Origin of the sequence: Streptomyces sp. cf386 (assembly GCF_900103585.1) — a bacterium.
Classification (GTDB): Bacteria; Actinomycetota; Actinomycetes; order Streptomycetales; family Streptomycetaceae; genus Streptomyces.
This window is the reverse complement of the sequence record NZ_FNHV01000006.1, coordinates 63,820-90,453: the sequence shown is the minus strand read 5'-3', so window position 1 is coordinate 90,453 and position 26,634 is coordinate 63,820. Positions and strand designations below refer to the sequence as shown.

Genomic DNA, 26,634 nt, shown 5'->3' with positions numbered 1-26,634 from the left:
CGGCGCGGTACCCCGATCTGTCGTAGATACTGTGCGAAGGTTTAGGGTTCGGCTGCCCGCCGACTAGACAAACCCCTTCGAGCGGGCCCGGACCAGAAGCGACAGCGCGGTGTGCAAAGGCCGGGAGGGGCCCGGATCCTGTCGCCGACGACAGGAAGCCACAGCACACGACGCTTTTGGGGGGCTTGAAACCTATGGACCCGAACAACCGGGGACCCGAGGAGTACGGCCATGACGCTGACGGCCAGTCGTCGCGCCAGCGCCCGCCCAGGGATCCCCTCACACCCGACTTCGGCCAGCACTCGCCCGCACTCGCCCGCACCGTGCAACTGGTCTCGGGCGACTTCCTGCTCACCGTCAACCCCGTCGACGGCAGCGAGATCGAGGCCTGCCCGCCGGCGGAGCGCCCCGCGCGCCCCGGGAAGCTGAGCCCGGCCGAACGCGCCGAGGCCGACCGTGCCGCCAGACCGCCCGTCCCGCCCGGCCCGACCCGTCCGGAACAGCCGCTGCTGTCCCGCCAGGACGAACGCGAGCAACTGGTACGGATGCTCGCCCGTGGCCGCTCCGTACGTCTCGTCGGCTCCCCGGGCGCCGGCCGCACCAGCCTCCTCGACCTCGTCGCCGAGGACTGCGCGGACCTCGCCCCCGACGGCGTGGTCCGCCTCACCGGCTTCCATCGCGCACCCGCCGACCTGCTGTACGACCTCTTCCACGCCGTCTACAGCGCGCCCCTGCACCGCCCGGACCGGGATGAACTGCTCACCTTCGTCCGTGAGGTCGGCGCCGTCGTCGTCCTGGACGACATCGAGTTCGGCGGCGCCGCGCTCGACGAGCTGCTGGACGCGACCCCCGAGTGCGCCTTCCTGATCGGTGCCACGCCCGATGTCCCCGCACCGTCCGTCGAGTCCGGCATCGAGGACGTCGTCCTCGGCGGGCTCGACCGTGCCGAGAGCGTGGACCTCCTGGAGCGCGGGGTCGGCCGGGTCCTCACCGAGGACGAGCTGAACTGGGCGGGCGACCTGTGGTTCGAGTCGGAAGGCCTGCCGCTCAGGTTCGTCCAGGCCGGGGCGCTGCTGCGGCAGCGGGACCGGCTGCGGGCCGGCGCGGAGGTCGTCGACGAGTTCGGGGTCTTCGAGGACACGCCGCCGGTCGACGCGCCCTTCGACGCCCCCTTCGCCGGCGAGACCGGCGAGGAGGTGCCGCTGCCGTCGCTCGGCGAGGCGGCCGGACCGGCCCCGCTGCTCGCCTCACGGCTCAGCGCCTCGGCCCGCGCCACCCTGAAGTTCGCCGTCGCGCTCGGCGGCGAGGTGCCGCACCAGGCTCACCTGCCCGCCCTCGTCGGTGACACCCACGCGGACGCCGCACTGGGCGAGCTGGCCGACTGCGGGCTGGTCTCGCCCGTCGGCTCCCGCTACCGCCTCGCCGCGGGCGTCCAGTCTCAACTGGAGGCCGCCGGATACTCCGAGGACGTCCAGGGCGGCGCCCTCACCGCCGCCCGGCACTACGCCTGGTGGGCCGGGCACCCGTCGGTCACGCCGGAGCGCGTGTGCGCCGAGGCGGATGCCGTGCTCGCCGCGCTGGGCGTGCTGGTGCCGACGACGACGCCGCCCGCCGAGGGCGAGGAGAGCCCGACCGTGCAGCTGGCCCGCACGGCCGCGCCCGCCTTCGCCGCGGGGCTGCACTGGAGCGCCTGGGAGCGGGCGCTGCGGGCCGGCGCCGAGGCCGCCCGCCTGGCCGGTGACGTCTCCGAGCAGGCGTACTTCCACCACGAACTGGGCATCCACGCGCTCTGCGCCGGCCGGCTGGACCGGGCCCGCGCCGAGCTGGAGACCTCCATCGGGCTGCGCGGCGCCCTCGCCGACAAGCGCGGCACGGTCGCGGGCCGTCGGGCCCTGGCGCTGGTCTCGGACCGCTCCGGCACGACGCCGGGGGTGGGCGTGGCCGCGTTCGGCGCGACCGCGGGGGAGGAGGTGCCGGACGCCCGGTACGAGGAGTCGCAGTCGCCGCCGGGAGGCGTGCCGGCCGCGTTCCCGTCGGGCGGGGACACCACGGTGCTGGTCACCCATCAGGCGTCCGCGCCGTCGTCCCCGTCGGCCGCGCACAAGGGCCGCGGCGGCGTACGGAACTTCGCGCGGCGCAACCTCGTCGCAGCCGGCGCGGGCGCGCTCCTCGTGGCCGTCCTCGGCACGGTGGTGACGCTCGGCGCGACCTCCGACAACGACCCGGGCCTCCCGGCCGACCAGGTCGGCGTCAACCCGTCCGCCAGCCAGGGCCTCGGCGACGACAGCCTGGGTGCTGACAAGGCGGAGGGCGACGACGACAAGAACGGCGATACCGGAACGGCGACCAGCCGGCCGACGGATCCGGGCCCTGACGGCACGTACGGGACGTCGGACGACCCGACGCCGACGGATGGTTCTACGGATCCCTCGGACGACCCGAGCGGTACGCAGGGTTCGGGCGGCGGTTCTTCGAACTCGCCGACGAAGCCGCCGTCGTCGCCGACGAAACCGCCGTCCTCGACGTCGAAGCCGCCGACGACTCCGACGACGCCTGGGTCCCCGACGCCGACGCCCACGTCCCCCACTCCGACGCCGACCCCGACCACGTCCGAGTCGCCTGAGCCGTCGACCACACCGTCCACCTCGGACTCGGCCAGCGGCCCGGCCTCCAGTGCCCCCGCGAGCGCCTCGGCAAGTGCACCGGAGACGAGCGAGGCAGCTTCAGCGAGCGACAGCTCCGACTCCGTAATCTGACGCCCTGATCAAGACAAGAGGGCCGGGTCCGTCCAACGGACCCGGCCCTCACTGTCGTAAAAGTCGAGAACGGCCAAGAAAAGCTGAGAAAGGCCAAGAACCGTCGGTCAGAACAACCGCAACTTGTCGTCCTCGATCCCCCGCATCGCGTCGTAGTCCAGCACCTGGCACCCGATCCCCCGGTCCGTCGCCAGGACCCGGGCCTGCGGCTTGATCTCCTGGGCCGCGAAGATGCCGCGCACCGGCGCGAGATGGGGATCGCGGTTCAACAGGTCCAGGTAGCGCGTGAGTTGCTCCACGCCGTCGATCTCGCCCCGGCGCTTGATCTCGACCGCGACCGTCTGGCCCTCGGCGTCCCGGCACAGGATGTCGACCGGCCCGATGGCCGTCATGTACTCGCGGCGGATGAGCGTGTAGCCCTCGCCCAGCGTCTCGATGCGGTCGGCGAGGAGCTCCTGGAGGTGCGCTTCCACGCCGTCCTTGATCAGGCCAGGATCCACGCCCAGTTCGTGCGAGGAGTCATGGAGGATCTCCTCCATCGTGATGATCAGCTTCTCGCCCGCTTTGTTGGTGACCGTCCAGACGTCCTGCTGCTCGCCGTCCCCCTCCTTCAGCGTGCAGGGCGGCGACATCCAGTTCAGGGGTTTGTAGGCCCGGTCGTCCGCGTGGATCGAGACGCTGCCGTCCGCCTTGACCAGGATCAGACGGGGCGCCGTGGGCAGATGGGCGGTGAGCCGGCCCGCGTAGTCGACGGAGCATCGGGCAATGACGAGACGCATGGTCGGCAACGCTACTCGACGGGTCCCGGTGGACGCGATTCGCCCTGCGAGAGTCCGTATGACCCCGGACTGCCCCTGTTCATTTCTGGCCGATTGTGTGCCTAACGAGGACCGCCCATGTACGCATTCTCCTGGTGCCGTCACCGTCTGTTGCCTACCGTATTAAACGGGAGGTCGCGAGGCGTGTACACAGAGTGTCCGGTGTCGCGGACTCCCTTATCTGTCCGGCAACCCCTGCTGCTGCGGGGGTGCGAGAGGAGAACCCATGTCGCTCGACGTCTCACCGGCCCTACTCGAACAGGCCGAGCGAGGCGAGGTCGACGAAGCCGCCTTCGTCGACTGCGTCCGGACCTCCCTGCCCTATGCATGGGAGATGATCAGCTCCCTGGTGGCCCAGCTGAAGGTCGACGGCGGCTCGTTCGCCGACAACCAGACGCCCCCGCCGGACGAGCAGGCACGTGGCCAGCTGCTGCGTGCGCTTGCGAGTGACGCGATACGCGGCGCGCTGCAGCGGCACTTCGGGGTGCGACTGGCCTTCCAGAACTGCCACCGGGTGGCGGTGTTCCCGCTTGACGTCTCGGTCGACGAGACGCATGCCCGCTTCACCTCGGTCCGCAGTCAGGTGCTGAACCAGTCCCCGGAATTCAGGGACTGCTGACGCAGTGACCCGCTTGCTTGCCGCTCCTTACGCGGGAGGTGCATTGAGTACTGGGGCGGCAAGCCCTCCTGGCGGACCGGGCGTTCGGGCGTGACGGGGCCGTGAGTCCTCGGCGGGGCGGTTCACAGCCTCTCAGCCGAGGTGCGGCAGTACTTCGGTGCCCAGCCGTCGTACGTTCTCCTCGGTGGCCGCCAGGTCGCCCGAGCCCTCGACGAGCAGGGCGAAGCGGGAGATGCCGGTCCGTTCGCTGGTCGCCGCCAGACGGTCGGCGCACAGCCGCGGGGTGCCCACCGGGTGCAGCCCGCAGAGCAGTTCGGTGTAGGCCAGCGGGTCGCGCATCGCGCGGTGGCGGCCGTCCACGGTCACATGGGCCTCCAGGCCCTGCCGGAGCCAGCCCGGCATCGCCTTCGTGAGGCTCTCGACGGCGTCCGTGCGGCGGTCCGCGATCTGGCAGACGCCGGCCGACACATGGGCGGCGCCGTGGATCTCGTCCGCCGGCCGACCGGCCGCGCGGGCCAGGTCCCGCCACAGGGCGACCATCTCGGCCTTCTCCTCGTCGCCCACATGCATCCCGAGCAGCATCGGCAGCCCGCGCTCGGCCGCGAGACGCACGCTCTGCGGCGACGTGCAGGCCACGACGACCTCGGGCCCCTCGGCGTCCGTGAGGCACTCCGACGGCCTGGGTACGACGGGGACTTCGCGGAAGCCGAACCGCTCGCCGGCGGCCGCGACCGAGGGTTCGCGCAGCCAGCGCAGCAGCAGATCGAGTGATTCCGGGAACCCCTCCTCGTACGCCTTGAGGCCCTGGCCGAACACCTCCAGATCGACCCACGGGCCGCCGCGGCCCACGCCCAGCGAGAACCGCCCGCCGGAGGTGATGTGCAGCAGCGCGGCCTGTTCGCCGACGGCCACCGGATGGGCGGTGGGCAGCACGCTGACGGCCGTGCCGACCCGCAGCCGCCGGGTGCGGCCGAGCAGTAACGCGGCCAGGGTGATCGCGGACGGACAGGTGCCGTACGGCACGAAGTGGTGCTCGGCCAGCCAGACCGAGTCGAGTCCCGCTTCCTCGGCGACCTCGGCGGAACGGACCGCGCGGTGCAGCGCCTCCCCGTCGCCCTGCCCCGGGAACCGGGCAGCCAACACGAAACTTCCTACGCGCATTGCTTTTTCCTGCTTCCTTGGCTCCGACGCGGAGCTCCCCCACCCGGCATAACCGTCTGACACGTGCCGAGGACACGGCTTGGCGAAGAGATTTGCGGATTGTCGGGAGAACGGATCGCCGAAGTGAGGGACTTGTGGGGGTTGGTGCCGTACGGCTACCCCTGTCCGTGCCGCGTAGGCTGGACATAACCCGTGCATCCTGTATAGCCCCGAGAGGTGTTCCGTGTCCCCGCGTCGCAACCGACCGAATGGCCCCCAGGGCGGTGCCTCGTCCGCATACAGTGCCGAGGACGACCGGTCCGGCCGTTATGGCGGCTGGCAGTCCACGGAGAGCTGGCAGGGCGAGGACTGGAACGTGCGGCATGTGGCGGGCGCGAGCGCGCAGGGCAAGTCGTACCGCTGCCCGGGCTGCGACCAGATGATCCCGGACGGCGTTCCGCACGTCGTCGCCTGGCCGGACCACGGGGGCGTCGACGACCGCCGCCACTGGCACAAGGCGTGCTGGAACGCGAAGGACCGCCGCACCTCTCGGGTGCAGCGGTCCCGTAACGCGCCGAAGTTCTGAGCCGTTTCCCGCGGACTCAGACGTCCCGCTTCTCCAGCAGCGCGTAGGCGCCGGCGAACGCGGCGGCCGTCACGCCGAGCATGATCCACAGCGGGTCCCAGCCGGACGGGCCGGACTCGCTGAGGGACTGGGAGTAGAAGACGCTGAGCTGGTTCGGGATCGAGTACTCGATCAGCGCCTGCTGGAGGTCCTGCAGCGACTCCGAGAACATGAACATCGCGATGACCAGCGGGGCCAGCACGACGCCGATCATGATGGTGATCGCGCCCGCCGAGTGCCGGATGATCGAGCCGACGACGAGCGAGAGCAGGCCGAGCAGCGCGATGAAGAGCGAGATGCCGACCGTGCCCTTCAGCCACTCCTGACCGGACGGTTCCCGCGCGCCCTCCAGCATGGCCACGTCCGCGAGGGCGACCAGGACGGCCGACGACAGCGTCACCACGAACGCGACCGCGAAGAACACGATCGCCTTCGCCGTCAGCACCCGGCCGCGGGTCGGGCAAGCGGTCATCGTGGTGCGGATCATGCCGGTGCCGTACTCCGAGGCCGTGGTCAGCACGCCCAGCGTGATGATGCACATGGTGCCGAGCAGCAGCCCGAAGGAGCCGAACGCCAGCGGGTTCTCGCGGCCCAGGCTGGCTTCGTCGGAGTTGGCGGCGACCAGCGCGGCGGCCCCGAGACCGATGCCGACGACGAGCAGCACGAACACGCCGAGCGTCCACATCGTGGAGCGCACCGACCGGATCTTCGTCCACTCGGAGGAGAGCGCGTGCCCGAGGTTCGTGCGCACGACCGGGATCGGCGAGGTGTAGGTGGGGTATGACGAGCCGGGCGCCGCCTGCCAGTTCGGTGCGGCGGTCTGCGGCATCGGGGGCTGGGGCGTGCTCATCGGGCGTCCTTGGGCTGGGTCGGGGCGGCAGGGGCGGAGGCGGAGGGGGCGGCGGCCGGCTCGGGGGCGGACGCGGGCGGCTGTGCGGGCGCCTGCTGCGGTGCGGGCGCGGCGGCGGCCTGCGGCACGGCGGGCTGTCCCGGAGCCTGGCTGGGCGGCGTCTGGGGCGCCTGCTGGGCGTAAGGGTTGACCGTGCCCGCGTCGGGCGCGCCGTAGGGACCCGCGGGCGCCTGGCCCGGCGCGCCCTGCGGCGGGGCGAACGGCTGCCCGCCCTGCTGGGGCGGCGGCGGGGCGTACCAGCCGGGCTGGCCCTGGCCGGGGACCGGCATCTGCGGCTGCATGCCCGGCGGGAGCGGCTGCTGGAGCCCCTCCTTCTGGTCGACCGTCGAGCGGTAGTCGACCGCGCCCTGCGTCATCCGCATGTACGCCTCCTCCAGCGAGGCCTGGTGCGGCGACAGCTCCCACAGTCGTACGTCGGTGTCGTGCGCGATGTCGCTGATGCGGGGGAGCGGCAGCCCGGTCACCCGCAGCGCGCCGTCCTGCTCGGGCAGCACATGGCCGCCCGCCTCGGTGAGCGCGCCGGCCAGCTTCTCGCGCAGCTGCGGCTCGGTGTCGGGGGTGCGGACCCGGGCGAAGCCGGCGGAGTTCGCCGCGATGAAGTCCTTGACGCTCATGTCGGCGAGCAGCTGCCCGCGGCCGATGACGATCAGGTGGTCGGCGGTCAGCGCCATCTCGCTCATGAGGTGCGAGGAGACGAAGACGGTACGGCCCTCGGCGGCCAGCGACTTCATCAGGTTGCGCACCCAGAGGATGCCCTCGGGGTCGAGTCCGTTGACCGGCTCGTCGAACAGCAGCACCTGAGGGTCGCCGAGCAGCGCGGCGGCGATGCCGAGCCGCTGGCCCATGCCCAGCGAGAAGCCCTTGGAGCGTCTCCTGGCCACGTCCTGGAGGCCGACCACGCCCAGCACCTCGTCCACGCGGCGGGCCGGGATACCGGACAGCTGGGCGAGGGACAGCAGGTGGTTGCGGGCGGCCCGGCCGCCGTGCACGGCCTTGGCGTCCAGCAGGGCGCCGACCTGGCGGGGGGCGTTGGGCAGCTTGCGATAGGGGTAGCCGCCGATGGTGACATGGCCCGCGGTCGGGTTGTCCAGACCGAGGATCATCCGCATCGTCGTCGACTTGCCCGAGCCGTTGGGACCCAGGAAGCCGGTGACGGCACCGGGCCGCACCTGGAAGGACAAGTTGTACACAGCGGTCTTGTCGCCATAACGCTTGGTCAGGCCGACTGCCTCGATCATGCTCCGCACCCATCGAAAGGTTCAGGACAGCGGGGCACACGCCCCCCGTAAGGGTTAGGAGGATACCGAGGCGCTGACGGTTCCACTCAAGAGCTAGTAAAACCTTCCACCAACGGCACCCGAGACGTCCGCTACGCGTCCCGCTTCTTGATCGTCACGTACCCGCCCACGATCGCCGCGATCACCCACAGCACCATGATCCCGAGCCCGCCCCAGGGGCCGTACGGCTTGTCGTCGTCGATCGGGGTGACCACCTGCATGATCCGGCTGCCGGCCTGGTCCGGCAGATACCGGCCGATCTTCTCGGTGGCCGAGACATTGCCGAGGATGTTGGAGACCAGGAAGAAGAACGGCATCAGGATGCCCAGCGACAGCATCGGCGAGCGCAGCATCGCGGCGACGCCCATCGAGAACATCGCGATCAGGGTCATGTAGAGCCCGCCGCCGATCACCGCGCGCAGCACGCCCGGGTCGCCGATCTCCGCCCGGTGCTCGCCGAGCATCGCCTGCCCGAGGAAGAACGCGACGAAGCTCGTGACCAGGCCCACGACGAGACAGAGGCCGGTGGCCACCGCGATCTTGCTGAACAGGAAGGTGCCGCGGCGCGGCACGGCGGCCAGCGAGCTGCGGATCATGCCGGTGCTGTACTCGTTCGACACGACGAGCACCCCGAACACGATCATCGCGAGCTGACCGAGGCTCATCCCGGCGAAGCTGATGAAGGTCGGGTCGAAGGACAGCTGGTCGCGCCGGCTCATGTTGTCGAACTCGCTCTTCGACAGGGCGGCGATCAGCATGCCGAGGGCGATGGTGATCACCACGGCGAGCGAGAGCGTCCACACGGTGGAGGCAACGGACCGGATCTTGGTCCACTCGGAGCGGATGACCTGGGTGGCTGCCATGTTCAGCTCCTCCTCCAGCCTTCGCCCCACGGCCGCTGCTCGGGGGGCGGCTGCGCGGGCGACCGTGCCTCGGCGTGCGCGTGGTACTCCACCGACTCCGCGGTCAGCTGCATGAACGCCTCCTCCAGCGAGGCCTGTTGCGGGCTCAGCTCATGCAGCACGACCCCGTGCCGCGCGGCCAGCTCCCCGATCTGCTCCGACTTGCCCCCGTCCACTTCGAGCGTGCCGTTGCCCGTCTCCACGGCGGTGATCCCGGCCGTGTGCAGCACGTCGAGCAGCCGCTCCCGCTGCGGGGTACGGATCCGGACGTACGACTTGGAGTTGCGCTCGATGAAGTCGGCCATGGTGGTGTCGGCGAGCAGCCGGCCCTGGCCGATGACGACCAGGTGGTCGGCGGTCAGCGCCATCTCGCTCATCAGGTGCGAGGAGACGAAGACCGTACGGCCCTGCGTGGCAAGGGATTTCATCAGGTTGCGGATCCAGTGGATGCCCTCGGGGTCGAGGCCGTTGACCGGCTCGTCGAACATCAGGATCCGGGGATCGCCGAGCAGCGCGCCCGCGATGCCGAGCCGCTGGCCCATGCCCATCGAGAAGCCCTTGGTCTTCTTCCGCGCGACCGTCGTGAGCCCCACCGTCTCCAGCACCTCGCGCACCCGCTGCTTCGGAATGCCGTTGCTCTGGGCGAGGCACAGCAGATGGTTGTAGGCGCTGCGCCCGCCGTGCCAGGCCTTGGCCTCCAACAGGGCGCCGATGTACGTCAGCGGGTCCGTGAGCTGGTCGTAGTGCCTGCCGTCGATGCGGACGTCGCCGGCGGTGGGGTGGTCGAGGCCGAGGATCATCCGCATCGTCGTGGACTTCCCGGCGCCGTTCGGGCCGAGGAAGCCCGTGACCATGCCCGGTCTGACGGTGAAGGACAGGTTGTTGACCGCCACCTTCTCGCCGTACCGCTTGGTCAGCCCCTCTAGCTCGATCATGCCGCCCACGCTAAAACGGGACAAAGCCCTCTGCCACCCCAGTGGCAGAGGGCTTTGCCAAAATTCAGCAGACGTGCGCCGGATCGTTACCGGGTCTGCTGGGCGGGAACACCGCGGGAGATCGGCTCGTCCTCGGCCGGGGTGCCGGCGGCGGCCACCGCGGCGCCCGTGAGGGTCGCCAGCATCTCGCGGACGTTCGTCAGCTGGGCGTTGATGCTGTCGCGGCGGTTGGTGAGCGCCGCGAGCTCGCGCTCGGATTCCGAACGGATGCGGTCGGCCTTGGCGTTGGCGTCGGCCACGATGTCCTCGGCCTGGCGCTGAGCCGTCTCCACCGTCTGGCGGGCACGGCGCTCGGCGTCGGTGCGCAGCTTCTCGGCCTCCAGGCGCAGCTGCTCCGCCCGGTGCTCGATCTCGGCGAGGCGCTTCTCGGCCTTGGCCTGACGGGACGCCAGGTCGCGCTCGGACTGCTCGCGGCGCTTGGCGAGGTTCGTCTCGAAGTCGGCGGCGGCCTGCGCGGCCTTGGCGCGGGTCTCCTCGAAGAGAGCGTCGGCCTCCTCGCGCTTGGACTGCGCGTCCTTCTGCGCCTCGGCGCGCAGCTGGGAGGCGTCGCTCTTGGCCTTCTCGACGATCCGGACGCCCTCGTCCTCGGCCTTGGACTTGCGCTCCGCAGCGAACGATTCTGCGTCGTTGCGAACCTGCTGAGCCGCCGACTCGGCGAGCTCGCGGTGCTGCTCGGCGGCGCGGCGGGCCTCCTCGCGCAGATCCTTGGCCTCTTCCTCGGCGAGGCGGAGGATCTTCTCGACACGCGCGCCGAGACCGGCGTACGACGGCTCGGCGTCGGTCACCTGGGCCTGGGCGTTCTGCGTCTCGAGGTGGAGCTCCTCGATGCGCTTTTCCAGAGCGGTGATGCGGGCCAGAGCGCTGTCGCGGTCGGAGACGAGCTTCGAGATGCGTTCGTCCACCTGCGCGCGGTCGTACCCACGCCGCACAAGCTCGAAGCCGTAGGGGGAAGTGTCGCTCATGGGGTTCCTGTCGAATGAGACCGGTGAGGTGATAGGTGGAATCCTAGGGGCCGAAGCGGTGTGTCATCGAGCGGATGCGTGTTTGATCTGGAGAATGACACCCCTTTTGGGTGGCTAACCTCAGGACTACTTGCCAAAGATCTGGTCAAAGGCCCCAGAAAACACCGCAGTCCGGTCTCTTGGCTAGCTGTCCGGCGACTTGCCACCCGATCGGGGGGCGCCCACCGTCGCACCGGCCTTGACCCCTCCGTCCTTGCCGCCGGATGGTGCCTCGAAGGATTCCAACGCCTCCAGGACGTCCTGGACACGCGAGATCTCGGCGTTGATGTCCTCGCGGCGCCGCACCAGGACCTCCAGCTCGCGCTTGCCCTCCTCGACCGTGCGCCGGGCCTCGCGGATCGCCTCGGCCTTGAGCTCCTCGGCCTCCCGGATCAGCGTGGACCGCTTCTGCTCGGCCTCCTTCAGCAGACCCTCGGCCTTCTTGACGGCGGCGATACGGACCTTGCCGGCCTCGGAGTTGGCCTCCGACACCAGCTCCTTGGCCTTCGCCTGCGCCTTGGCCATCTGCTCCTCGGCGGCCTTGATGAGCGCGTCGCAGCGGTCGCCGGTCGACTTCATCGTCTCGGAGATCTCCCGGCGGGCCCGGTCGTGCAGCTCCTCGACCTCGCTCGTGACGCGGTCGCGGTGCTCCTCCGCCCGCTCCCTGATCGAGGTGGAGTCCCGGCGGGCGCCGACGAGCAGCTCGTCCGCGTCCGTACGGGCCTTCTCCACCAGGGAGTTGCCCTCGACCGTCGCCTCGGAGACGAGGCGTTCGGCCTCGGTGCGGGCGGCGCCCACCATCGTGTCGGCCTGTCCCTCGGCGTCCGCGGTCGTCTTGTGGGCCTGCTGCTGTGCCTCGGTGAGCAGCTTGTCGGCCTCGGCCGTGGTCTCGGTGATGAGCTTGTCGACCTGCTCGGCCACGTCCTGGCGGCGCTTGCCCGCGTCCTTGCGGGCCTCGTCGAGGGTGCGCTCGGCCTCCTCGCGCGCGGCGGTCACCAGTCGCTCGGCCTCCGCGGCGGCCTCCGCCTTGACCCGCTCGGAGTCGCTGCGGACCCGCTCGGCGTGCTGCTGCGCCGACCCGACCGTCTCCGCGGCCTCGGCACGCAGCCGCTCCGCGTCCGACGTGGCGTCCCCGACCAGCTTCTCCGCCTTGGCGAGCGCGTCGGTCCGCACCCGGTCGGCCTCGGCGATCGTCTCCGACTGGAGCCGCTCCGCCTCGGAACGCGCCTCGGTGATCAGGGTGTCGGCCTGCGTCGCCGCGTCCGAACGGATCCGGTTGGCGTCCTCGCGGGCGTCCGCCCGGGTGCGCGACGCGGTCTGCTCGGCCTCGGCGGTGGCCTCCGACGCCTCCGTACGCACCCGCTGGGCGTGCTCGGCGGCGTCCGACCGCAGCCTCTCCGCCTCGGCGATCGCCTCCCCGACGGTGCGCTCGGCGAGCGACTTGGCGGCCTGGGACTCCTCGTTCGCCTCGCGCCGGATGCGGCCCGCGTCCTCGCTGGCCCGCTCCCGCTCGGCGTAGGCGTCGGAGCGGACCCGGTCCGCCTCCTCCTGGGCCTCCCGACGGGTACGGTCCGCCGCGTGCTCGGCCGCGTTGCGCAGCCCGGAGATCTCCTCCTGGGCCTGCTCGTGCAGCCCGGACACGGAGTCCCGGACCTGCTGGGCGTGCTGCTCGGCCGCCGACACCATCTCGGTGGCGCGCCGGTCGGCCTCCTCGACCAGCCGCACCGCCTCGGCCTGCGCGTCCTCCACCCGCTTCCGGGCGGAGGCCAGCAGCTCCTCGCTCTGCTCGCGGGCCCGCTCACGCTCCTGGTCCGCCTCCTGGCGGGCGGAGCCGAGGAGTTCCTCGGCCTCGCGGCGACGCCGGGCGGCCTCCTCCTGGGCGGCGGCCAGCGTCTCGGACGCCTCGGTGCCGAGCCGCTCGGCGGCGGCCTGCGCCTCCGCACGGACCCGGTCGGCGGTGTCCTGGGCCTCCGACTTCAGCCGCTCGGCCTCGGCCGCGGCCTCCGACCGCAGGCGTACGGCGATGGCCTCGCCCTCGGCACGGGACGCGGACGCGTCCGAGGCGGCCTCGGTGCGCAGCCGGTCGGCCTCCTCCTCGGCCTGCTGCTGCAGGGTGCGGATCCGCTCGGCGGCCTCGGTGCGCAGCCGCTCGGTCTCCTCGGCGGCCTCGCGCCGGATGCGGGCGGCCTCCTCGCGGGCGTCGGTGAGCGCCTCCTCGGCCGCCGCGAGCCGCTGCTCGGCGTCGGTGTGCAGCCGGGTCAGCTCCTCGGCCGCCTCCGCGCGGCGGGCCTCGACGCCGCGTTCGGTCTCCTCGCGCAGTTCGAGGGCGGCGCGCTCGGCGTCGGCCTTGATGCCCTCGGCCTGCTCGACGACCTCCTCGCGGTGCCGCTCGGCCTCCTGGCGGGTGCGCTGGAGGGTCTCCTCGGCCTGGCGGCGCAGCGTCGTCGCGCGCTCGATGGCCTCGGTGCGGACCTTCTCGCTGTCCGTGGTGGCCTTCTGGCGCAGCTCGTCCGCGTCCTGCCGGGCCTTGGAGAGCAGCTCCTCGGCGGTCTTGGCCGCCTCCTCGATCTGCTGGACGGCCTCCTTGCGGGCCTCCGCGCGGATCTTCTCGCCCTCGGCGACCGCGTCCGAGCGCAGCTGCTCGGCCTCGCCGCGCAGCCGGCGGGCCTCCTCCTGCAGCTCGACCGTCTTGGCGCGGTACTCCTTGGTGTCGTCCTTCGCCGAGCCCTTGAGCTGCTCGGCGATGTCGTGCGCCTCGGCGCGCAGCCGGTCCGCCTCGGCCTCGGCCTCCGTGCGGATCCGCTCGGCCTCCTCGGCGGCGGCCTTGGTGGTGTTCTGCGCGTCCTCCTGCGCCTTGTTGAGGACGTCCTCGGCGGTCTTGGCCGCCTTCGACAGCTGGGTCGCGCTCTCCTCGGCGGTGATCGTGCGGGCCTTCTCGCCGGCCTCGGCGACGATCTTCTCGGCCTCGGCGCGCGCGTCGGCGACGACCTGCTCGGCGTCCGACTTGGTGGTCTCGGCCTCCTTGGTGGCCTCGCTGACCAGACGGGCGACCTGCTCCTTCGCCGTACGCATGCGCTGCTCGTTGGCCGACTCGGCACTGGAGAGCGCCTTCTCGGCGGCCGTCGTGGCCTCGGCGACCAGCTTCTCGGCCTCGGACTGCGCCTTGCGCAGCGCCTCCTCGGCCTCCGTCATGCGCTGCTCGGCGGCGCGGCTCAGCTCCTGCGCCTGGCGGCGGGCGGAGTCCGACTCCGAGACGGTGGAGGTGCGCAGCTGCTCCGCGTGGTCGGTGGCCTCCTGGGCCTGGGTGGACGCGGCGTTCAGCAGCCGCTCGGCGTCCGTACGGGCCCGGAGCAGGATCTGCTCGGCCTCGGCGCGGGCCTCCTCGGCCGCGCCCGTGAGGCGCTGCCGGGCCTCGCCGGTGAGCCGCTCGGCCTCGGCACGCGCGGCCGACATGGCCTGCTCGGCCTCGGCACGCGACTCGTCGAGGAGTCGGCGGGCCTGCGACTCGCTGCGGGCGCGCAGCTGCTCCGCCCACGCCACGTTCTCGTTGACGTGCGACTCGACGGTCTGCCGTCGCTCGGCCAGCTCCTGGTCCAGCTGCTGCCGGCGGGTCACCGCCTCCTGGTGCAGCTCGGCCTGCAGACGCGCCGCGTTCTCCGCGTGCTCCTGGAGGATCCGCTGGGTCTGCGCCCGGGCCTGGCTGAGCTCCCGCTCCGCCTCCTGGCGCAGCTGGTCCGCCTGGACCTGGGCATTCCGCAGCAGCTGTTCGGCCTGATAGCCGATGTCACCGCCGTCGAAGGCCGGTCGGGACATGATGGTGCGCCGCGCCTCGTGCAACTTGGCGCGCAGCACCTCGACCTGGTAGCCGAGGTCCTCGGCGTGCTGGATCGCCTTTTCCCGCTCGGTCTTCAGCCGATCCATCTCGGCCTCGAACCGAGAGAGGTGGTCGACGTCAGCCGCCGGCTCTCGCTCCTGGCGTTCGTAGCCCCGCACTGCGCGGTCCCATCCGTCCCCTGGTCGCAAGTCTCTCCATACGAGCACCGTCCATCCGCCGAACGGAGCCCCCGGGGAATGGTGTCAGATCAACGGCGGAGCACGGGCTGTTGCCCCACCCTCGTCCCCCGAAACCCGGACCCCGGACGGTCCCACCGTCAGGACGGAGGGGCCGGGTCACCCTGGAGTGAGCGGCGACCGCCCCCAACCCTACCGGCCCATATGTACGAGGGTCAGTGCTCAGGTGACTCAACAGGCGCCGAAGTGACCAGTTCTGTCAGTACGCCGTGGCAATCCTTTGGGTGCAGGAAGGTGATTCGTGACCCCATGGAGCCGCGTCGGGGCTCTTCGTACAGAACGCGTACGCCCTTGTCCTTGATGTCGGCGGCGTCCCCGTCGACATCTGCCGTACCGAAAGCGATGTGATGGACGCCTTCGCCGTTCTTGTCGAGCCACTTCGCGACGGTCGAGTCCGGGCGCGTGGGTTCGAGAAGTTGCAGGTAGGAGGCACCGCCGTCGGAGGTTTCGTTGATCTTGAGCATGGCCTCGCGGACGCCCTGCTCCTCGTTGACCTCGGAGTGGAACACCTCGAAGCCGTATGTGGCCCGATAGAACTCGACGGTCTTGTCGAGATCGAAACAAGCGATTCCGATGTGGTCGATTCGCGTCAGCATGTTGTTCAGTGGAGCGCCACGGAGGTGGTTACGCAACGTGCGCGCGATCACACTGACGGCCCGGTGACGGCACGGAGTGCCACTCAGTACATTCGAAGTAAACCCTCGTTCACTCCTCGGCTGTCCAAGCTGGAAGGGGATCGCACCTCATGTCTTCTGGAAACGGCACGACGTCCGTGATCGTCGCGGGTGCCCGCACCCCGATGGGGCGGCTGCTCGGCTCGCTGAAGTCCTTCTCCGGAGCCGACCTCGGCGGCTTCGCGATCAAGGCCGCCCTCGACCGTGCGGGGATCGGTGGCGACCAGGTGCAGTACGTGATCATGGGCCAGGTGCTGCAGGCCGGCGCTGGCCAGATCCCGGCCCGCCAGGCGGCCGTGAAGGCCGGCATCCCGATGAACGTCCCGGCGCTCACCATCAACAAGGTCTGTCTGTCGGGCCTCGACGCGATCGCCCTCGCGGACCAGCTGATCCGTGCCGGCGAGTTCGACGTGATCGTCGCGGGCGGTCAGGAGTCCATGACCAACGCCCCGCACCTGCTGCCGAAGTCCCGCGAGGGCTACAAGTACGGCGCGGTGCAGATGATCGACGCGATGGCGTACGACGGTCTGACCGACGCCTTCGAGAACATCGCCATGGGCGAGTCGACGGAGAAGCACAACACCCGCCTCGGCATCCTGCGCCCCGAGCAGGACGAGATCGCCGCCCTGTCCCACCAGCGGGCCGCCGCCGCGCAGAAGAACGCCATCTTCGAGGCTGAGATCACCCCGGTCGAGATCCCGCAGCGCAAGGGCGACCCGATCCTCTTCAGCAAGGACGAGGGCATCCGCGGCGACACCACCGCGGAGTCGCTCGGCAAGCTGCGCCCGGCGTTCTCCAAGGAGGGCACCATCACGGCGGGCTCGTCCTCGCAGATCTCCGACGGTGCCGCCGCGGTCGTCGTCATGAGCAAGGCCAAGGCGCAGGAGCTCGGCCTGGACTGGATCGCCGAGATCGGGGCGCACGGCAACGTGGCGGGCCCGGACAACAGCCTTCAGTCCCAGCCGTCCAACGCCATCCTGCACGCCCTGAAGAAGGAGGGCCTGGAGGTCTCCGACCTCGACCTGATCGAGATCAACGAGGCCTTCGCCGCCGTCGCGGTCCAGTCAATGAAGGACCTCGGGGTGTCCTCCGAAAAGGTGAACGTCAACGGTGGAGCCATCGCCCTGGGCCATCCGATCGGTATGTCGGGTGCGCGTCTCGTCCTGCACCTGGCCCTGGAGCTGAAGCGGCGGGGCGGCGGGGTCGGCGCGGCCGCGCTGTGCGGTGGCGGCGGGCAGGGTGACGCGCTGATCGTGCGGGTACCCAAGGCCTGAACCCGCTGTACGTGACTCTCGGAACGGAGCTGTGATGCAGGACGTCTCCACGCTGGTGGCCCAGGCCAGGGAGGGCAGGCCGAGGGCGGTGGCCCGGCTGATCTCCCTGGTGGAGGGGGCGTCCCCGCAGCTGCGGGAGGTCATGGCGGCGCTCGCCCCGCTGACGGGCAACGCGTATGTCGTCGGCCTCACGGGCTCCCCGGGGGTGGGCAAGTCGACGTCCACCTCCGCCCTGGTGACCGCGTACCGCAAGCAGGGCAAGCGGGTCGGCGTCCTGGCCGTCGACCCGTCCTCGCCCTTCTCGGGCGGCGCCCTGCTCGGCGACCGCGTCCGGATGTCGGACCACGCCTCCGACCCCGGCGTCTACATCCGCTCGATGGCGACGCGCGGCCACCTCGGCGGCCTCGCGTGGGCCGCCCCGCAGGCGATCCGCGTACTGGACGCGGCGGGCTGTGACGTGATCCTGGTCGAGACGGTCGGCGTCGGCCAGTCGGAGGTCGAGATCGCCTCCCAGGCCGACACCTCCGTCGTCCTCCTCGCCCCCGGCATGGGCGACGGCATCCAGGCGGCGAAGGCGGGCATCCTGGAGATCGGCGACGTGTACGTCGTCAACAAGGCCGACCGTGACGGCGCCGACGCCACCGCCCGCGAGCTCAACCACATGCTCGGCCTGGGCGAGTCCCGCGGCCCCGGCGACTGGCGCCCGCCCATCGTCAAGACGGTCGCCGCACGCGCCGAGGGCATCGACGAGGTGCTGGAAGCCCTGGAGAAGCACCGCGCCTGGATGGAGGAGCACGGAGTCCTGGCCGAACGCCGCCGCGCCCGCGCCTCCCGCGAGGTGGAGTCCATCGCCGTGACGGCGTTGCGCGAACGCATCGCAGACCTCCACGGCGACCGCCGCCTCGACGCCCTCGCGGAGCGGATCGTCACCGGCGAGCTGGACCCCTACCGGGCGGCGGACGAACTGGTGACAGGGCTGACGGAGACCTGACCCGACCTGCACGACATCGAGTCCACGTCGCGCGCGACCGCCGCCCCTGGGCCGGCGGCGCAGCCGGGTCGGCTCCGTTCGCGGGGGTGGGCTTGGGCGCGGGCGTCGAGTGGGGTAGGGGTGTGGCTTTGTCCGGTGGGCTCCGGGCGGGCGCCGGGCCGGGGCCGGGCCGTCCCTTCGAGTGGTGGGCTTCGGGTGGGCGAAGGGTGGGGGCTGGGGTGTGCCTTTGCGCGGCGGGCACCGGGTTGCCGGTCGGCAGGGGCTGGGCCGTCCCCTCGCGCGGTCGGGCGTCCGGGTGGGCGATGGGCAAGGGCGGCGGCGCCTCTTCGTGTGGCCGGGGCCGGGCGGCAGGCAGGAGCGGCGGTGTCCCTTCGTGTGGCTGCGCTTGACCGGTCGACTCGCCCGCTGATGGGCTTCAAGCAGTCCGGCGGTCAGGTCTTCACGCGCTCGCGGAACCGGCGCTGCGCCATCGTCAACACCCGCTCCCCGCTGCTAGGTTGATCCACATGTACCTCCTCTTGGCATAGGGCACGCCCTGCCCGCGCACGGTGAACGGCCGCTCGGCCGGGGCCGTCGCGGTGCTCGCGCGTTCCCTTTTCCGCCTCGAGTCGAGGAACCTCCGTGTCTTCCACGTCTGTCGTGCGGCCTTCGTATGCCGCCGTTCTCCGGATCCCCCATGCCCGCCGTACCTTCGCCGCCGCGCTGCTCGGCAGGCTGTCGTACGGCATCGCCCCGTTGTCCGTGATGCTCGCCGTGACCCGGGCCTCCGGGTCGTACGCGGTGGCGGGCATCGTCATGGCGCTGTTCTCCGGTGCCAGTGTCTTCCTGTCGCCCGCGAGGGCGGCCCTGATCGACCGGTGCGGGCCGCGCCGGGCGCTCGTGCCGATGGTCGCGGCCCACACCTTGCTGCTCGGGCTGCTGGCGGTGCTTGTCTGGCGGCCGGGTGCCTCGCCGTTCGTTCTCGGTGCCGCGGGCGCCCTCGCCGGGGCGTGCACTCCGCCGCTCGGGCCCACCATGCGGGCGGTGTGGGGGCGGCTGGCCCCGGAGCGGGCGCTGATGCAGCGGGCCTACAGCCTCGACGCCGTGGCGGAGGAACTGCTCTTCGTCTCGGGGCCGTTGCTGGTGGGCGTGCTCGTCGGCTTCGCTCCGCCGGCGGTCGGTGTTCTCGTCGGCGCGGCTCTCATGGTCGTGGGGACCGCCGGGTTCGTGTCGTCGCCCGTGGTGCGGGCGGTGCCGGCCGGCGGGCGTGCGGCGGGGCCGCGTGCGGGCGTGCGGCGGGTGCTGCGCGGGCTCGGGCGGCCGGTGATCGCCGCCGCCGGGGTCGGCCTCGCGCTGGGTGTCGTCGACCTGTTGGTCGTGGCCTTCGCCGAGGGCCACGGTCACGGCGGTGGCAGTGCGGCGGCCTGGGTACTCGCCGCCCTGTCCGCCGGAAGCGCCGTCGGCGGGCTGCTCAACGGGGCCGTCGCGTGGCGGGCCTCCGCCGGGACCCGGCTGGCCGTGCAGGCGGCCGGACTGGGGCTGGCGTTGTGCGGCGCCGGGCTGGCGCAGGGGCTGGGCACCCTGGCCGTGGCGGTCGCGGTCGCCGGCGTCTTCGTGTCGCCGCTGATCACCACCGCGTATCTCATCGCCGACGAGAGCGCCGCGCCCGTGGCCCGGGTCCAGGCCGGGGCGTGGGTCAACACCGCCGTCAACGCGGGCAGTACGGCCGGTGCCGCGGCGGCCGGTGTGCTCGTCGGCCGGCTGCCGGCGGGGGTGTGCTTCGCCGTGACCGGTGGCGTGATGCTGCTGACGGCGGTGGCCGTGGCGCGAGGAGCGGAACGCGAGAGAGGGACGAAAGAGGGGTACGGGTCATCCCGTACCCCTCGTGTGGCGCGCTGACGTCAGTCGTCGTCGCCGTCGCGGTCGTCCTGGTCCTGGGTGACCTTGCCCGTCTTGAGGTCGACCTTCCACTCGCCCTTCGGGGTCTCCACGCTCCAGGCGGCGGGACCGTCGTCGTCCAGGTCGACGTCGGTGACGGCGCCCCTCGCGGCGGCGGCCTGCGCGGCCTCGCGGGCGTCCACGCGCGCGCCCTTCAGCGCGGCGAGGTCCTCGCGGCCGTCGTTGTCGTCGTCGGCGTCGCGCTGGGTGCCGAGGACCTTGCCGTTGTCCGCGGCGACCCGGACGTCGTAGTCGGTGCCGTCGCCCTTGACGACGTTCACCTCCCAGACGCCCGAGGCGTCGTCGTCCAGGTCGGCGGAGACGGCAGTGCCCGGCGTGTGCTTCAGCGCGGCGGCGATGGCGTCGGCGGCGGTGACCTTGGCGGCGGCCTCCGAACGGATCTCGGTGACGTCGTCGTCCCGGTCGTCGGCGGTGTCGTCCGCCCGGTCCTCGGCGGCGTCCTCCGCGCTGTCGTCCCGGTCGTCGGCGACCCGCACGCTCGACTGCCGGCTCGTGGGCGCGCTCTCGTCGCCACCGGCCGCGTAGGCCGCGACGGTGCCGCCTCCGATCAGGGCCGCGGCGGCGACGGTGGCGATGACGATGTTGCGCTTCATTCCGGTTCCTCCCGAGTCATTTGACTTCGCGTCGTTTCGTGTCTCTTCGTTTCGACGGGAACCAATCTGCCGAACCGACGCTGAGGGGAACCTGAAGCCCCCTGAAGAGATCTTCAGCTTCGCTTTGCGAACCTTTACGCATGCGCCTGTTGATCGTGGAGGACGAGAAGCGGCTGGCCCTGTCGCTCGCCAAGGGTCTGACCGCCGAGGGATACGCCGTGGACGTCGTCCACGACGGCCGCGAGGGGCTCTACCGCGCCTCGGAGGGGTCGTACGACCTCGTGATCCTCGACATCATGCTGCCCGGCATGAACGGCTACCGGGTCTGCGGCGCCCTGCGCGCCGCCGGCCACGAGGTGCCGATCCTGATGCTCACCGCCAAGGACGGCGAGTACGACGAGGCAGAGGGGCTGGACACGGGCGCCGACGACTACCTCACCAAGCCGTTCTCGTACGTCGTCCTCGTGGCCCGCGTCAAGGCGCTGCTGCGGCGCGGCGGTCAGGGTGCCGGGGCCTCTCCCGTGCACGTCAATGGCGATCTGAAGGTGGACACGGCCGCCCGCCGGGTCTTCCTCGGCGACGACGAAGTGACCCTCACCGCCAAGGAGTTCTCGGTCCTGGAGCAACTCGTGCTGCGGGCCGGTGAGGTGGTGTCCAAGTCCGAGATCCTGGAGCACGTATGGGACTTCGCGTACGAGGGCGATCCGAACATCGTCGAGGTGTACGTCAGCACCCTGCGGCGCAAGTTGCGCGCCGGGCTCATCCGGACGGTGCGGGGCGCCGGGTACCGGCTGGAGAGAGCGGAGGCCTCGCGATGAGCGGCCGTCTGTTCGGCTCCGTCCGGTCCCGGGCGACGCTGGCCGCCACCCTCGTCGTCGCGGTGGCGCTGGTCGCGGCCGGGACCGCCGTCCTGCTGTCGCTGCGGTCCAATCTGATCGGGCAGGCCGGTACGGAGGCGGAACGCACCGCACGGGCCGTCGCGACGGACGTCGCGATCAAGCGGCCGGACGAGTCGCTGTCGGTGGACAACGACGAACCCGTGCAGATCGTCGACGAGAAGGGCAAGCTGCTCGCGGCCAGTGAGGACCTGGAGCGGATCAGCGGAACCGGCACCGACGTGGTGCGGCCGCGGCAGCAGCCGTCGCAGGGGGCGACCTCCGGCGACTCCGGCGACTCCGACGACGACGCCGACGACTCGGACGAGGCCTCCTCCCTCGAACCGGGCGAGATCAGCGAGCACACCACCTTCACCAACGGCACCGCCACGCTCGACGGCGAGACCGACGACTACCGCTTCGCCGCCGTCCATGTCGAGGTCGAGGGCCGGGGACTGCTCACGGTGTACGCGGGTGCCCCCCTCTCCGCCGAACAGAGCGCCGTCAGAACCGCCCTGACCGTCATGCTGATCGGCTTCCCGCTGCTGCTCGCCGTCGTCGCCGGCGTCACCTGGCTGGTCACCCGGCGCGCCCTGCGTCCGGTCGAGGGCATCCGCAGCGAGATGGCCGCCATCACGGCGTCCGAAGACCTCGCGCGCCGCGTGCCGGTGCCGGACACGCACGACGAGGTGGCCAGGCTCGCCCTGACCACCAACGAGACGCTGGCCGCCCTGCAGACCTCGGTGGAGCGCCAGCGCCGGTTCGTCGCCGACGCCTCCCACGAGCTGCGCAGCCCGATCGCCTCCCTGCGCACCCAGCTGGAAGTCGGCGCCGCGCACCCCGAGTTGCTCGACCTCGACGGTGCCGTGGAGGACACCGTACGACTGCAGGGTCTCGCGGCCGACCTGCTGCTCCTTGCCCGCCTGGACGCGGGGGAGCGGCCCGGTGACACGCGGTTCGACCTCGGGGCGCTGGCCCGTCGGGAGGCCGAGGGACGGGCGAACGTGACGGTTCAGGCGCAGGGCGTGGAGGTGGCCGGGTCGCGGGGGCAGGTGGGCCGGGTGCTCACCAACCTGCTGGACAACGCCCAGCGGCATGCCCGTTCGGCGGTCTCCGTGACCGTCCGCGGGGAGGACGCCTGGGCCGTCGTGGCCGTCGCCGACGACGGGGACGGGGTGGCCGAGGCCGACCGGGAGCGGATCTTCGAGCGGTTCGTCCGGCTGGACGAGGCCCGCAGCCGCGACGACGGCGGCGCCGGGCTGGGCCTGGCCATCGCCCGCGACGTCGCCGTACGGCACGGGGGCACGCTCACCGTGGGCCGGGCACCGGCGGGCGGAGCCCTGTTCGAACTCCGCCTGCCTCGGGATTGCTAGGCGCCGGTTCCGCCCGGATTACGGGCGTCCGCGCTGGCCGCGCAGGTGCTCGGCGATCGGCTTGAGGCCCTTGTCGAGTTCTGTCAGGGACTCGGGGGCCATGAGGTCGATGAAGTGCCTCCGCACAGACGCCACATGATGGGGCGCGACCTTCTTCATCGTCTCCATGCCGTGGTCGGTGAGGACCGCGTAGAGCCCGCGGCGGTCGGACTCGCAGTTCTCACGCCGGACCAGGTTCGCGTTCTCCATCCGGGTGATCTGGTGGGAGAGGCGGCTCTTGGACTGGAGGGTGGCCGACGCGAGGTCGCTCATCCGCATCCGTACGTCTTCCGACTCGGAGAGATTCACCAGGATCTCGTAGTCGTTCATTGTCAGGCCGAACGGCTGCAGGTCTTTTTCGAGCTGGTACGTCAACAGCCTGTTGACCTCCAGGTGGGTGCGCCAGGCGCACTGCTCCGCATCGGTCAGCCAGCGCGTGGCCGTTTCGGTCTCCATGAATGAAGTCTACCTAAGAAGTTGAAAGGCGAACTAGTGAGGGTTTTCTGTGACACGCCTACGTGAAGCCTGTGTGCTCACACGTTCGATGTCACACTCCGCAGACTACCGCTCACAGCCCGAAGCGACGCTGGAGGTCCCCCAGCTGTCCGGGAAGGCGCGGTGACCCGGCCACTTGTGAAGGGCCTGTGTGCGACCCGCCGGAACCGGGCACTCCGGGTTCCGGCGGAACCGCCCCCGTGGCCTGCTCGGCCATGAGGGTCTCGGTCGACTGGAGCAGCACCGTGCCGGCCCCGACGAACTCGAACTGATGCTCCTCTCCGGAGGCCCCTCCGAGGCCCGTCAGTGCACGTAGACCGCCCATAACGCCGGTCATGTAGCCATGGTCGTAGTGGTGGCACGGCGAGGGGCAGTCGGCCCAGCCGACGAGCGCCTGAGGGTCCACCCGGATCGGGGGTTCCATGAACACCACCGGACCGTTAGATGCGGCCACGAACTTTCCGGTTCCGATGAGGGTCAGAAAACCCGGCACGATCGATTGCTTGAGCGCGAGACTTGGCTGAAAAGCGAGCAGGTTGCCCGAGCGAATGGTCAGGTTGCCGTCTTCGAGGTCGTACGAATTGACGTCGAAGGCCCGGTCGGCCAGCAGCATCTTGCCCGAGCCCGCCGCGACGACCCAGTCGCTCGCGTGCAGAGGCGAATGAAAGGACGTACGGACAAGTCCGTCGAGTCGGCCGTGCCCGACGCCGTTGAACTCCATCGAGCCGTAGTAGGCGATCATCTTCCCCTTCTGCAGGAACCACTGGCTCCCCTTGAGCTCCACGCAGAAGGTGTAGGCGTTGACGTTGTCGTCGGAGGGCAGGGTCATGGGGTCGTACACGGTGGGACCCGCACCCGGGTAGTGGCTCACAGCTTTTCCTCCGACGCCTGGACGTACACCGCACCGCTGCCGCTGAGCTCCAGCTGGAAGGCCTCGCCGGAGCCCCGGCCCACCATGTCCCGCCAGCCCAGCGCGGTGGAGAGCTTGTTGCGTACGTCGCCGTGGTGGGCGACGTAGGCCTGGGGGTCGACGTGGACGGGGCGCTGCGGGGTGATGGGGATCTCGAAGACGCCGCCGTGGGCCATGACGGCCACGGCCCCGTGTCCCTTGAGGGTGGTCGTGAACAGTCCCTGCCCGCTGACCTGCCCCCGGACCATGCCCATGACCCCGCCCTGTGAGCCGAGGAACATCGTGCCCTGTTGGAGCGTGCCCTCGAAGGCGAGGAGGCGGTCGGCCTCGACGCACAGGGTGTCGCCGGAGAGGTTGATCACCTGGACGTGATGGCCGCCGTGCCCGAAGAGCACGGTGCCGCTGCCCTCGACCGTCATCAGCGGGGTGTCCTCGTTCGCCACCCGGCGCCCGAGCATCGACACGATCCCGCCCTGGCCGCCGGCCGTGTTGGGGGTGAAGGACACCTCGCCCTTGTAGGCGAGCATCGCGCCGCGCTGGCTGAACAGCCGCTGACCGGGCATGACCGTCGCCTCGATCATCTTGGAGTTGATCTCGCGGAAGCCCATGTCACACGTCCCCCGCGATCGTGTTCCGCTCGCTCGGCTGTACGTACACCAGCCCGTCCCCCTCGAAGCGGATCTGGAAGGCCTCGCCGCCGCCCTCGCCCATGAGTGTGCGGAACGTCACACCGGACTGGAAGGACTGTCGGAGGTTTCCCTGATGGGCCACATACGCCCCCGGGTCGACGGTCAGCGGATACTGCGCGCTGACCCGCAGCACCACGGCCGGCCCGTCCGACATGATCGCCGCCTGGCCGTGCCCCTCGACGGTGGTCGTGAACAGGCCGTTGCCCTGCGAGGCACCGCGCATGCCCGTGAAGGACGTGCCGGTGCGCAGCCCCGAGTCGGTCGCGAGCAGGTTGCTCGACTCGACGTAGAGCTTGTCGCCCTGGAGGCTGACGAGGTTGATCTCGGAGGCGCGGTCAGCGAACCAGCACGTCCCGTGCCCCTTCACCTCCATCAGCGTCATCTGCTCGCCGGTGAGGCGCCGGGTCACCATGCCCCGCAGCCCCTCACCGCCGCCGCTCATCTTCTTGAAGTCCATGTGTCCGTCGTACGCGACCATCGAGCCGTTCTTCGCCTTCACGGCGTCCCCGGTCATGTCGACGGCGAGCACCTTGCTGCCCTGAAGTCGGAACATCGCCACGCAGCGAAGGTAGCCGCCGGGGCGTCCCGCCAACAGATCCCAAAGGCGGACTTCACCCCTGACGGGCCCCTTAGGTGCCGTTCATCCCTCCCGGCGTCCATCCCGACCCCGGGGCCGAACCGGCGTCCGGGGTTTGCCACAATGGACAAGCGTTTGTGCTTGCGTTCACAAGCTGAGCCGAGCCGACCGCCGTCTCTCCCACCGAACCCCACCGAAGGTGACCCGTGGACATCAAGACCGCCACCGCCCTCCGCCGCCTCCGTCTCGTCTCGGCCCCCGAGGCGGTCTCGTTCCTGCTCCTGCTCGTCTGCTCGGTGCTGAAGCGGACCACGGACTTCAACGCGGTGCCCGCGATGGGCATGATCCACGGCGTTCTCTTCATCCTGTACGTGGTCTTCTGGGCGGACGCGTGGAACCGCACCAAGTGGTCCCTGAAGACCGCCGCGCTCTACTTCGTCCTCTCCGTCCTGCCGACCGGCGGCTTCTTCGCCGACCGCAAGCTCAAGCGCGAGGCCGAGGACGCGGTGATCGCCACCCGCGCCCGCAAGGAAGGCATCGTCAACGCATGATCGTCGCCTTCTCCGTGACGCCGCTCGGTGTCGGCGAGGACGTGGGGGAGTACGTCGCCGACGCCGTCCGAGTGGTCCGCGAGTCGGGCCTGCCCAACCGCACCGACGCGATGTTCACCTCCATCGAGGGCGACTGGGACGAGGTCATGGACGTCGTCAAGCGCGCCGTCGCCGCTGTGGAGGAGCGCGCGCCGCGGGTGTCGCTGGTGCTCAAGGCGGACATCAGGCCGGGCGTGAGCGACGGTCTCACCTCCAAGGTGGAGACCGTGGAGCGGCATCTGGCCGAGTAGACGCCGAACGGACAACGGCGCGCCGGGGCGGACGTACGGGATTCGTACGTCCGCCCCGGCGCGTTGTCGTCCCCAACTCCGGCTGCCGAAGGGGCACTTCCGTCTGCTCCTCGGCCGCGTCTCGGTACGTGGACGCATTCCGAGGGTGAGTCAAGTAGCCGTTCGCGTACCCGCATTCCGGCGTGCCCGGCCGCCAGTTCCCTCAATTGGCCCCCGTGGCTCGCGGACCCCCTGGGCCTGACCCACGATGA

24 protein-coding genes are annotated in these 26,634 nt (G+C 71.1%); 10 read left to right on the top strand and 14 right to left on the bottom strand.

What is annotated here, in order from left to right:
* Positions 1 to 194: 194 nt before the first annotated feature.
* Positions 195 to 2,756: an ATP-binding protein gene (locus tag BLU79_RS16700; protein WP_093906574.1), complete on the top strand. Its 2,562-nt coding sequence runs from the start codon at positions 195 to 197 to the stop codon at positions 2,754 to 2,756.
* A gap of 107 nt (positions 2,757 to 2,863) precedes the next feature.
* On the opposite strand, the gene nucS is transcribed toward BLU79_RS16700, so the two are convergent.
* The gene (nucS, locus tag BLU79_RS16695; protein ID WP_093906573.1) at positions 2,864 to 3,535 is read right to left on the bottom strand and encodes an endonuclease NucS; all 672 of its coding nucleotides are present in this window, start codon (positions 3,533 to 3,535) and stop codon (positions 2,864 to 2,866) included.
* A gap of 265 nt (positions 3,536 to 3,800) precedes the next feature.
* Between nucS and BLU79_RS16690 the strand changes: the two genes are divergently transcribed.
* The gene (locus tag BLU79_RS16690) at positions 3,801 to 4,193 is read left to right on the top strand and encodes an SCO5389 family protein (protein WP_093906572.1); all 393 of its coding nucleotides are present in this window, start codon (positions 3,801 to 3,803) and stop codon (positions 4,191 to 4,193) included.
* Positions 4,194 to 4,325: 132 nt separating this feature from the next.
* Here the strand turns inward: BLU79_RS16690 and BLU79_RS16685 are convergent, their stop codons facing one another.
* Positions 4,326 to 5,354: an LLM class flavin-dependent oxidoreductase gene (locus BLU79_RS16685; RefSeq protein WP_093906571.1), complete on the bottom strand. Its 1,029-nt coding sequence runs from the start codon at positions 5,352 to 5,354 to the stop codon at positions 4,326 to 4,328.
* Positions 5,355 to 5,577: 223 nt separating this feature from the next.
* Here BLU79_RS16685 and BLU79_RS16680 point away from each other — a divergent pair, with 223 nt between their 5' ends.
* Positions 5,578 to 5,919, top strand: coding sequence for an ATP/GTP-binding protein (locus tag BLU79_RS16680; protein ID WP_093906570.1), 342 nt, complete (start codon positions 5,578 to 5,580; stop codon positions 5,917 to 5,919).
* Positions 5,920 to 5,935: 16 nt separating this feature from the next.
* Here BLU79_RS16680 and BLU79_RS16675 read toward each other — a convergent pair whose 3' ends face one another.
* The 7 genes from BLU79_RS16675 to mce form a co-directional block, all read right to left on the bottom strand.
* Positions 5,936 to 6,808, bottom strand: coding sequence for an ABC transporter permease subunit (locus tag BLU79_RS16675; RefSeq protein ID WP_093906569.1), 873 nt, complete (start codon positions 6,806 to 6,808; stop codon positions 5,936 to 5,938).
* The gene (locus tag BLU79_RS16670) at positions 6,805 to 8,106 is read right to left on the bottom strand and encodes an ABC transporter ATP-binding protein (RefSeq protein WP_093906568.1); all 1,302 of its coding nucleotides are present in this window, start codon (positions 8,104 to 8,106) and stop codon (positions 6,805 to 6,807) included. The genes BLU79_RS16675 and BLU79_RS16670 overlap by 4 nt, the downstream gene beginning before the upstream one ends.
* A gap of 131 nt (positions 8,107 to 8,237) precedes the next feature.
* Positions 8,238 to 9,008 carry an ABC transporter permease gene (locus tag BLU79_RS16665; protein WP_177001045.1) on the bottom strand — a complete coding sequence of 257 codons (771 nt, stop codon included), beginning with the start codon at positions 9,006 to 9,008 and terminating at the stop codon, positions 8,238 to 8,240.
* A 2-nt stretch (positions 9,009 to 9,010) separates the two neighbouring features.
* Positions 9,011 to 9,982, bottom strand: coding sequence for an ABC transporter ATP-binding protein (locus tag BLU79_RS16660; RefSeq protein WP_177001044.1), 972 nt, complete (start codon positions 9,980 to 9,982; stop codon positions 9,011 to 9,013).
* An 86-nt stretch (positions 9,983 to 10,068) separates the two neighbouring features.
* Positions 10,069 to 11,004 (bottom strand): coiled-coil domain-containing protein, encoded by a 936-nt coding sequence (locus BLU79_RS16655; protein ID WP_093906566.1) that lies wholly within the window; start codon positions 11,002 to 11,004, stop codon positions 10,069 to 10,071.
* Positions 11,005 to 11,187: 183 nt separating this feature from the next.
* Positions 11,188 to 15,036 carry a polarized growth protein Scy gene (scy, locus tag BLU79_RS16650; RefSeq protein WP_093906565.1) on the bottom strand — a complete coding sequence of 1,283 codons (3,849 nt, stop codon included), beginning with the start codon at positions 15,034 to 15,036 and terminating at the stop codon, positions 11,188 to 11,190.
* Positions 15,037 to 15,269: 233 nt separating this feature from the next.
* On the bottom strand, positions 15,270 to 15,710 hold the full coding sequence (gene mce, locus BLU79_RS16645; protein ID WP_093906564.1) for a methylmalonyl-CoA epimerase: 441 nt from the start codon (positions 15,708 to 15,710) through the stop codon (positions 15,270 to 15,272).
* Positions 15,711 to 15,859: 149 nt separating this feature from the next.
* Between mce and BLU79_RS16640 the strand changes: the two genes are divergently transcribed.
* The 3 genes from BLU79_RS16640 to BLU79_RS16630 all read left to right on the top strand — a co-directional run bounded on the left by BLU79_RS16640 (position 15,860) and on the right by BLU79_RS16630 (position 19,931).
* The gene (locus tag BLU79_RS16640; protein ID WP_093906563.1) at positions 15,860 to 17,062 is read left to right on the top strand and encodes an acetyl-CoA C-acetyltransferase; all 1,203 of its coding nucleotides are present in this window, start codon (positions 15,860 to 15,862) and stop codon (positions 17,060 to 17,062) included.
* A 34-nt stretch (positions 17,063 to 17,096) separates the two neighbouring features.
* A complete protein-coding gene (meaB, locus tag BLU79_RS16635) occupies positions 17,097 to 18,053 on the top strand; it encodes a methylmalonyl Co-A mutase-associated GTPase MeaB (protein ID WP_093906562.1) in 957 nt (318 codons plus the stop codon).
* Positions 18,054 to 18,674: 621 nt separating this feature from the next.
* Positions 18,675 to 19,931, top strand: coding sequence for an MFS transporter (locus BLU79_RS16630; RefSeq protein WP_093906561.1), 1,257 nt, complete (start codon positions 18,675 to 18,677; stop codon positions 19,929 to 19,931).
* 2 nt (positions 19,932 to 19,933) lie between these two features.
* Here BLU79_RS16630 and BLU79_RS16625 read toward each other — a convergent pair whose 3' ends face one another.
* Positions 19,934 to 20,584 carry a PepSY domain-containing protein gene (locus BLU79_RS16625; RefSeq protein WP_093906560.1) on the bottom strand — a complete coding sequence of 217 codons (651 nt, stop codon included), beginning with the start codon at positions 20,582 to 20,584 and terminating at the stop codon, positions 19,934 to 19,936.
* 140 nt (positions 20,585 to 20,724) lie between these two features.
* On the opposite strand from BLU79_RS16625, the gene BLU79_RS16620 reads away from it, so the two are divergent.
* Entirely contained in the window at positions 20,725 to 21,402 is a 678-nt protein-coding gene (locus BLU79_RS16620; RefSeq protein ID WP_093906559.1) for a response regulator transcription factor, read from the top strand.
* Positions 21,399 to 22,832 (top strand): sensor histidine kinase, encoded by a 1,434-nt coding sequence (locus BLU79_RS16615; protein WP_093906558.1) that lies wholly within the window; start codon positions 21,399 to 21,401, stop codon positions 22,830 to 22,832. Before BLU79_RS16620 ends, BLU79_RS16615 begins: the two co-directional genes overlap by 4 nt.
* 18 nt (positions 22,833 to 22,850) lie before the next feature.
* Here BLU79_RS16615 and BLU79_RS16610 read toward each other — a convergent pair whose 3' ends face one another.
* The 4 genes from BLU79_RS16610 to BLU79_RS16595 form a co-directional block, all read right to left on the bottom strand.
* A complete protein-coding gene (locus BLU79_RS16610) occupies positions 22,851 to 23,327 on the bottom strand; it encodes a MarR family winged helix-turn-helix transcriptional regulator (RefSeq protein ID WP_093906557.1) in 477 nt (158 codons plus the stop codon).
* Positions 23,328 to 23,439: 112 nt separating this feature from the next.
* Complete coding sequence (locus BLU79_RS16605; protein ID WP_093906556.1) at positions 23,440 to 24,237, bottom strand: AIM24 family protein; 798 nt, start codon at positions 24,235 to 24,237, stop codon at positions 23,440 to 23,442.
* Positions 24,234 to 24,884, bottom strand: coding sequence for an AIM24 family protein (locus BLU79_RS16600; protein WP_093906555.1), 651 nt, complete (start codon positions 24,882 to 24,884; stop codon positions 24,234 to 24,236). The genes BLU79_RS16605 and BLU79_RS16600 overlap by 4 nt, the downstream gene beginning before the upstream one ends.
* Before the next feature lies 1 nt (position 24,885).
* Positions 24,886 to 25,518: an AIM24 family protein gene (locus BLU79_RS16595; protein WP_093906554.1), complete on the bottom strand. Its 633-nt coding sequence runs from the start codon at positions 25,516 to 25,518 to the stop codon at positions 24,886 to 24,888.
* A 230-nt stretch (positions 25,519 to 25,748) separates the two neighbouring features.
* Between BLU79_RS16595 and BLU79_RS16590 the strand changes: the two genes are divergently transcribed.
* Positions 25,749 to 26,093 carry a DUF3817 domain-containing protein gene (locus BLU79_RS16590; RefSeq protein ID WP_093906553.1) on the top strand — a complete coding sequence of 115 codons (345 nt, stop codon included), beginning with the start codon at positions 25,749 to 25,751 and terminating at the stop codon, positions 26,091 to 26,093.
* Positions 26,090 to 26,383: an MTH1187 family thiamine-binding protein gene (locus BLU79_RS16585; RefSeq protein ID WP_093906552.1), complete on the top strand. Its 294-nt coding sequence runs from the start codon at positions 26,090 to 26,092 to the stop codon at positions 26,381 to 26,383. The genes BLU79_RS16590 and BLU79_RS16585 overlap by 4 nt, the downstream gene beginning before the upstream one ends.
* Positions 26,384 to 26,634: the final 251 nt, after the last annotated feature.

Bases quoted from the DNA above. Each gene is read 5' to 3' on its own strand.
- BLU79_RS16700 (WP_093906574.1), top strand. From the start codon at position 195: ATGGACCCGAACAACCGGGGACCCGAGGAGTACGGCCATGACGCTGAC.
- nucS (WP_093906573.1), bottom strand. From the start codon at position 3,535: ATGCGTCTCGTCATTGCCCGATGCTCCGTCGACTACGCGGGCCGGCTC.
- BLU79_RS16690 (WP_093906572.1), top strand. From the start codon at position 3,801: ATGTCGCTCGACGTCTCACCGGCCCTACTCGAACAGGCCGAGCGAGGC.
- BLU79_RS16685 (WP_093906571.1), bottom strand. From the start codon at position 5,354: ATGCGCGTAGGAAGTTTCGTGTTGGCTGCCCGGTTCCCGGGGCAGGGC.
- BLU79_RS16675 (WP_093906569.1), bottom strand. From the start codon at position 6,808: ATGAGCACGCCCCAGCCCCCGATGCCGCAGACCGCCGCACCGAACTGG.
- BLU79_RS16670 (WP_093906568.1), bottom strand. From the start codon at position 8,106: ATGATCGAGGCAGTCGGCCTGACCAAGCGTTATGGCGACAAGACCGCT.
- BLU79_RS16665 (WP_177001045.1), bottom strand. From the start codon at position 9,008: ATGGCAGCCACCCAGGTCATCCGCTCCGAGTGGACCAAGATCCGGTCC.
- BLU79_RS16660 (WP_177001044.1), bottom strand. From the start codon at position 9,982: ATGATCGAGCTAGAGGGGCTGACCAAGCGGTACGGCGAGAAGGTGGCG.
- BLU79_RS16655 (WP_093906566.1), bottom strand. From the start codon at position 11,004: ATGAGCGACACTTCCCCCTACGGCTTCGAGCTTGTGCGGCGTGGGTAC.
- mce (WP_093906564.1), bottom strand. From the start codon at position 15,710: ATGCTGACGCGAATCGACCACATCGGAATCGCTTGTTTCGATCTCGAC.
- BLU79_RS16640 (WP_093906563.1), top strand. From the start codon at position 15,860: ATGTCTTCTGGAAACGGCACGACGTCCGTGATCGTCGCGGGTGCCCGC.
- meaB (WP_093906562.1), top strand. From the start codon at position 17,097: ATGCAGGACGTCTCCACGCTGGTGGCCCAGGCCAGGGAGGGCAGGCCG.
- BLU79_RS16625 (WP_093906560.1), bottom strand. From the start codon at position 20,584: ATGAAGCGCAACATCGTCATCGCCACCGTCGCCGCCGCGGCCCTGATC.
- BLU79_RS16620 (WP_093906559.1), top strand. From the start codon at position 20,725: ATGCGCCTGTTGATCGTGGAGGACGAGAAGCGGCTGGCCCTGTCGCTC.
- BLU79_RS16615 (WP_093906558.1), top strand. From the start codon at position 21,399: ATGAGCGGCCGTCTGTTCGGCTCCGTCCGGTCCCGGGCGACGCTGGCC.
- BLU79_RS16610 (WP_093906557.1), bottom strand. From the start codon at position 23,327: ATGGAGACCGAAACGGCCACGCGCTGGCTGACCGATGCGGAGCAGTGC.
- BLU79_RS16600 (WP_093906555.1), bottom strand. From the start codon at position 24,884: ATGGGCTTCCGCGAGATCAACTCCAAGATGATCGAGGCGACGGTCATG.
- BLU79_RS16595 (WP_093906554.1), bottom strand. From the start codon at position 25,518: ATGTTCCGACTTCAGGGCAGCAAGGTGCTCGCCGTCGACATGACCGGG.
- BLU79_RS16585 (WP_093906552.1), top strand. From the start codon at position 26,090: ATGATCGTCGCCTTCTCCGTGACGCCGCTCGGTGTCGGCGAGGACGTG.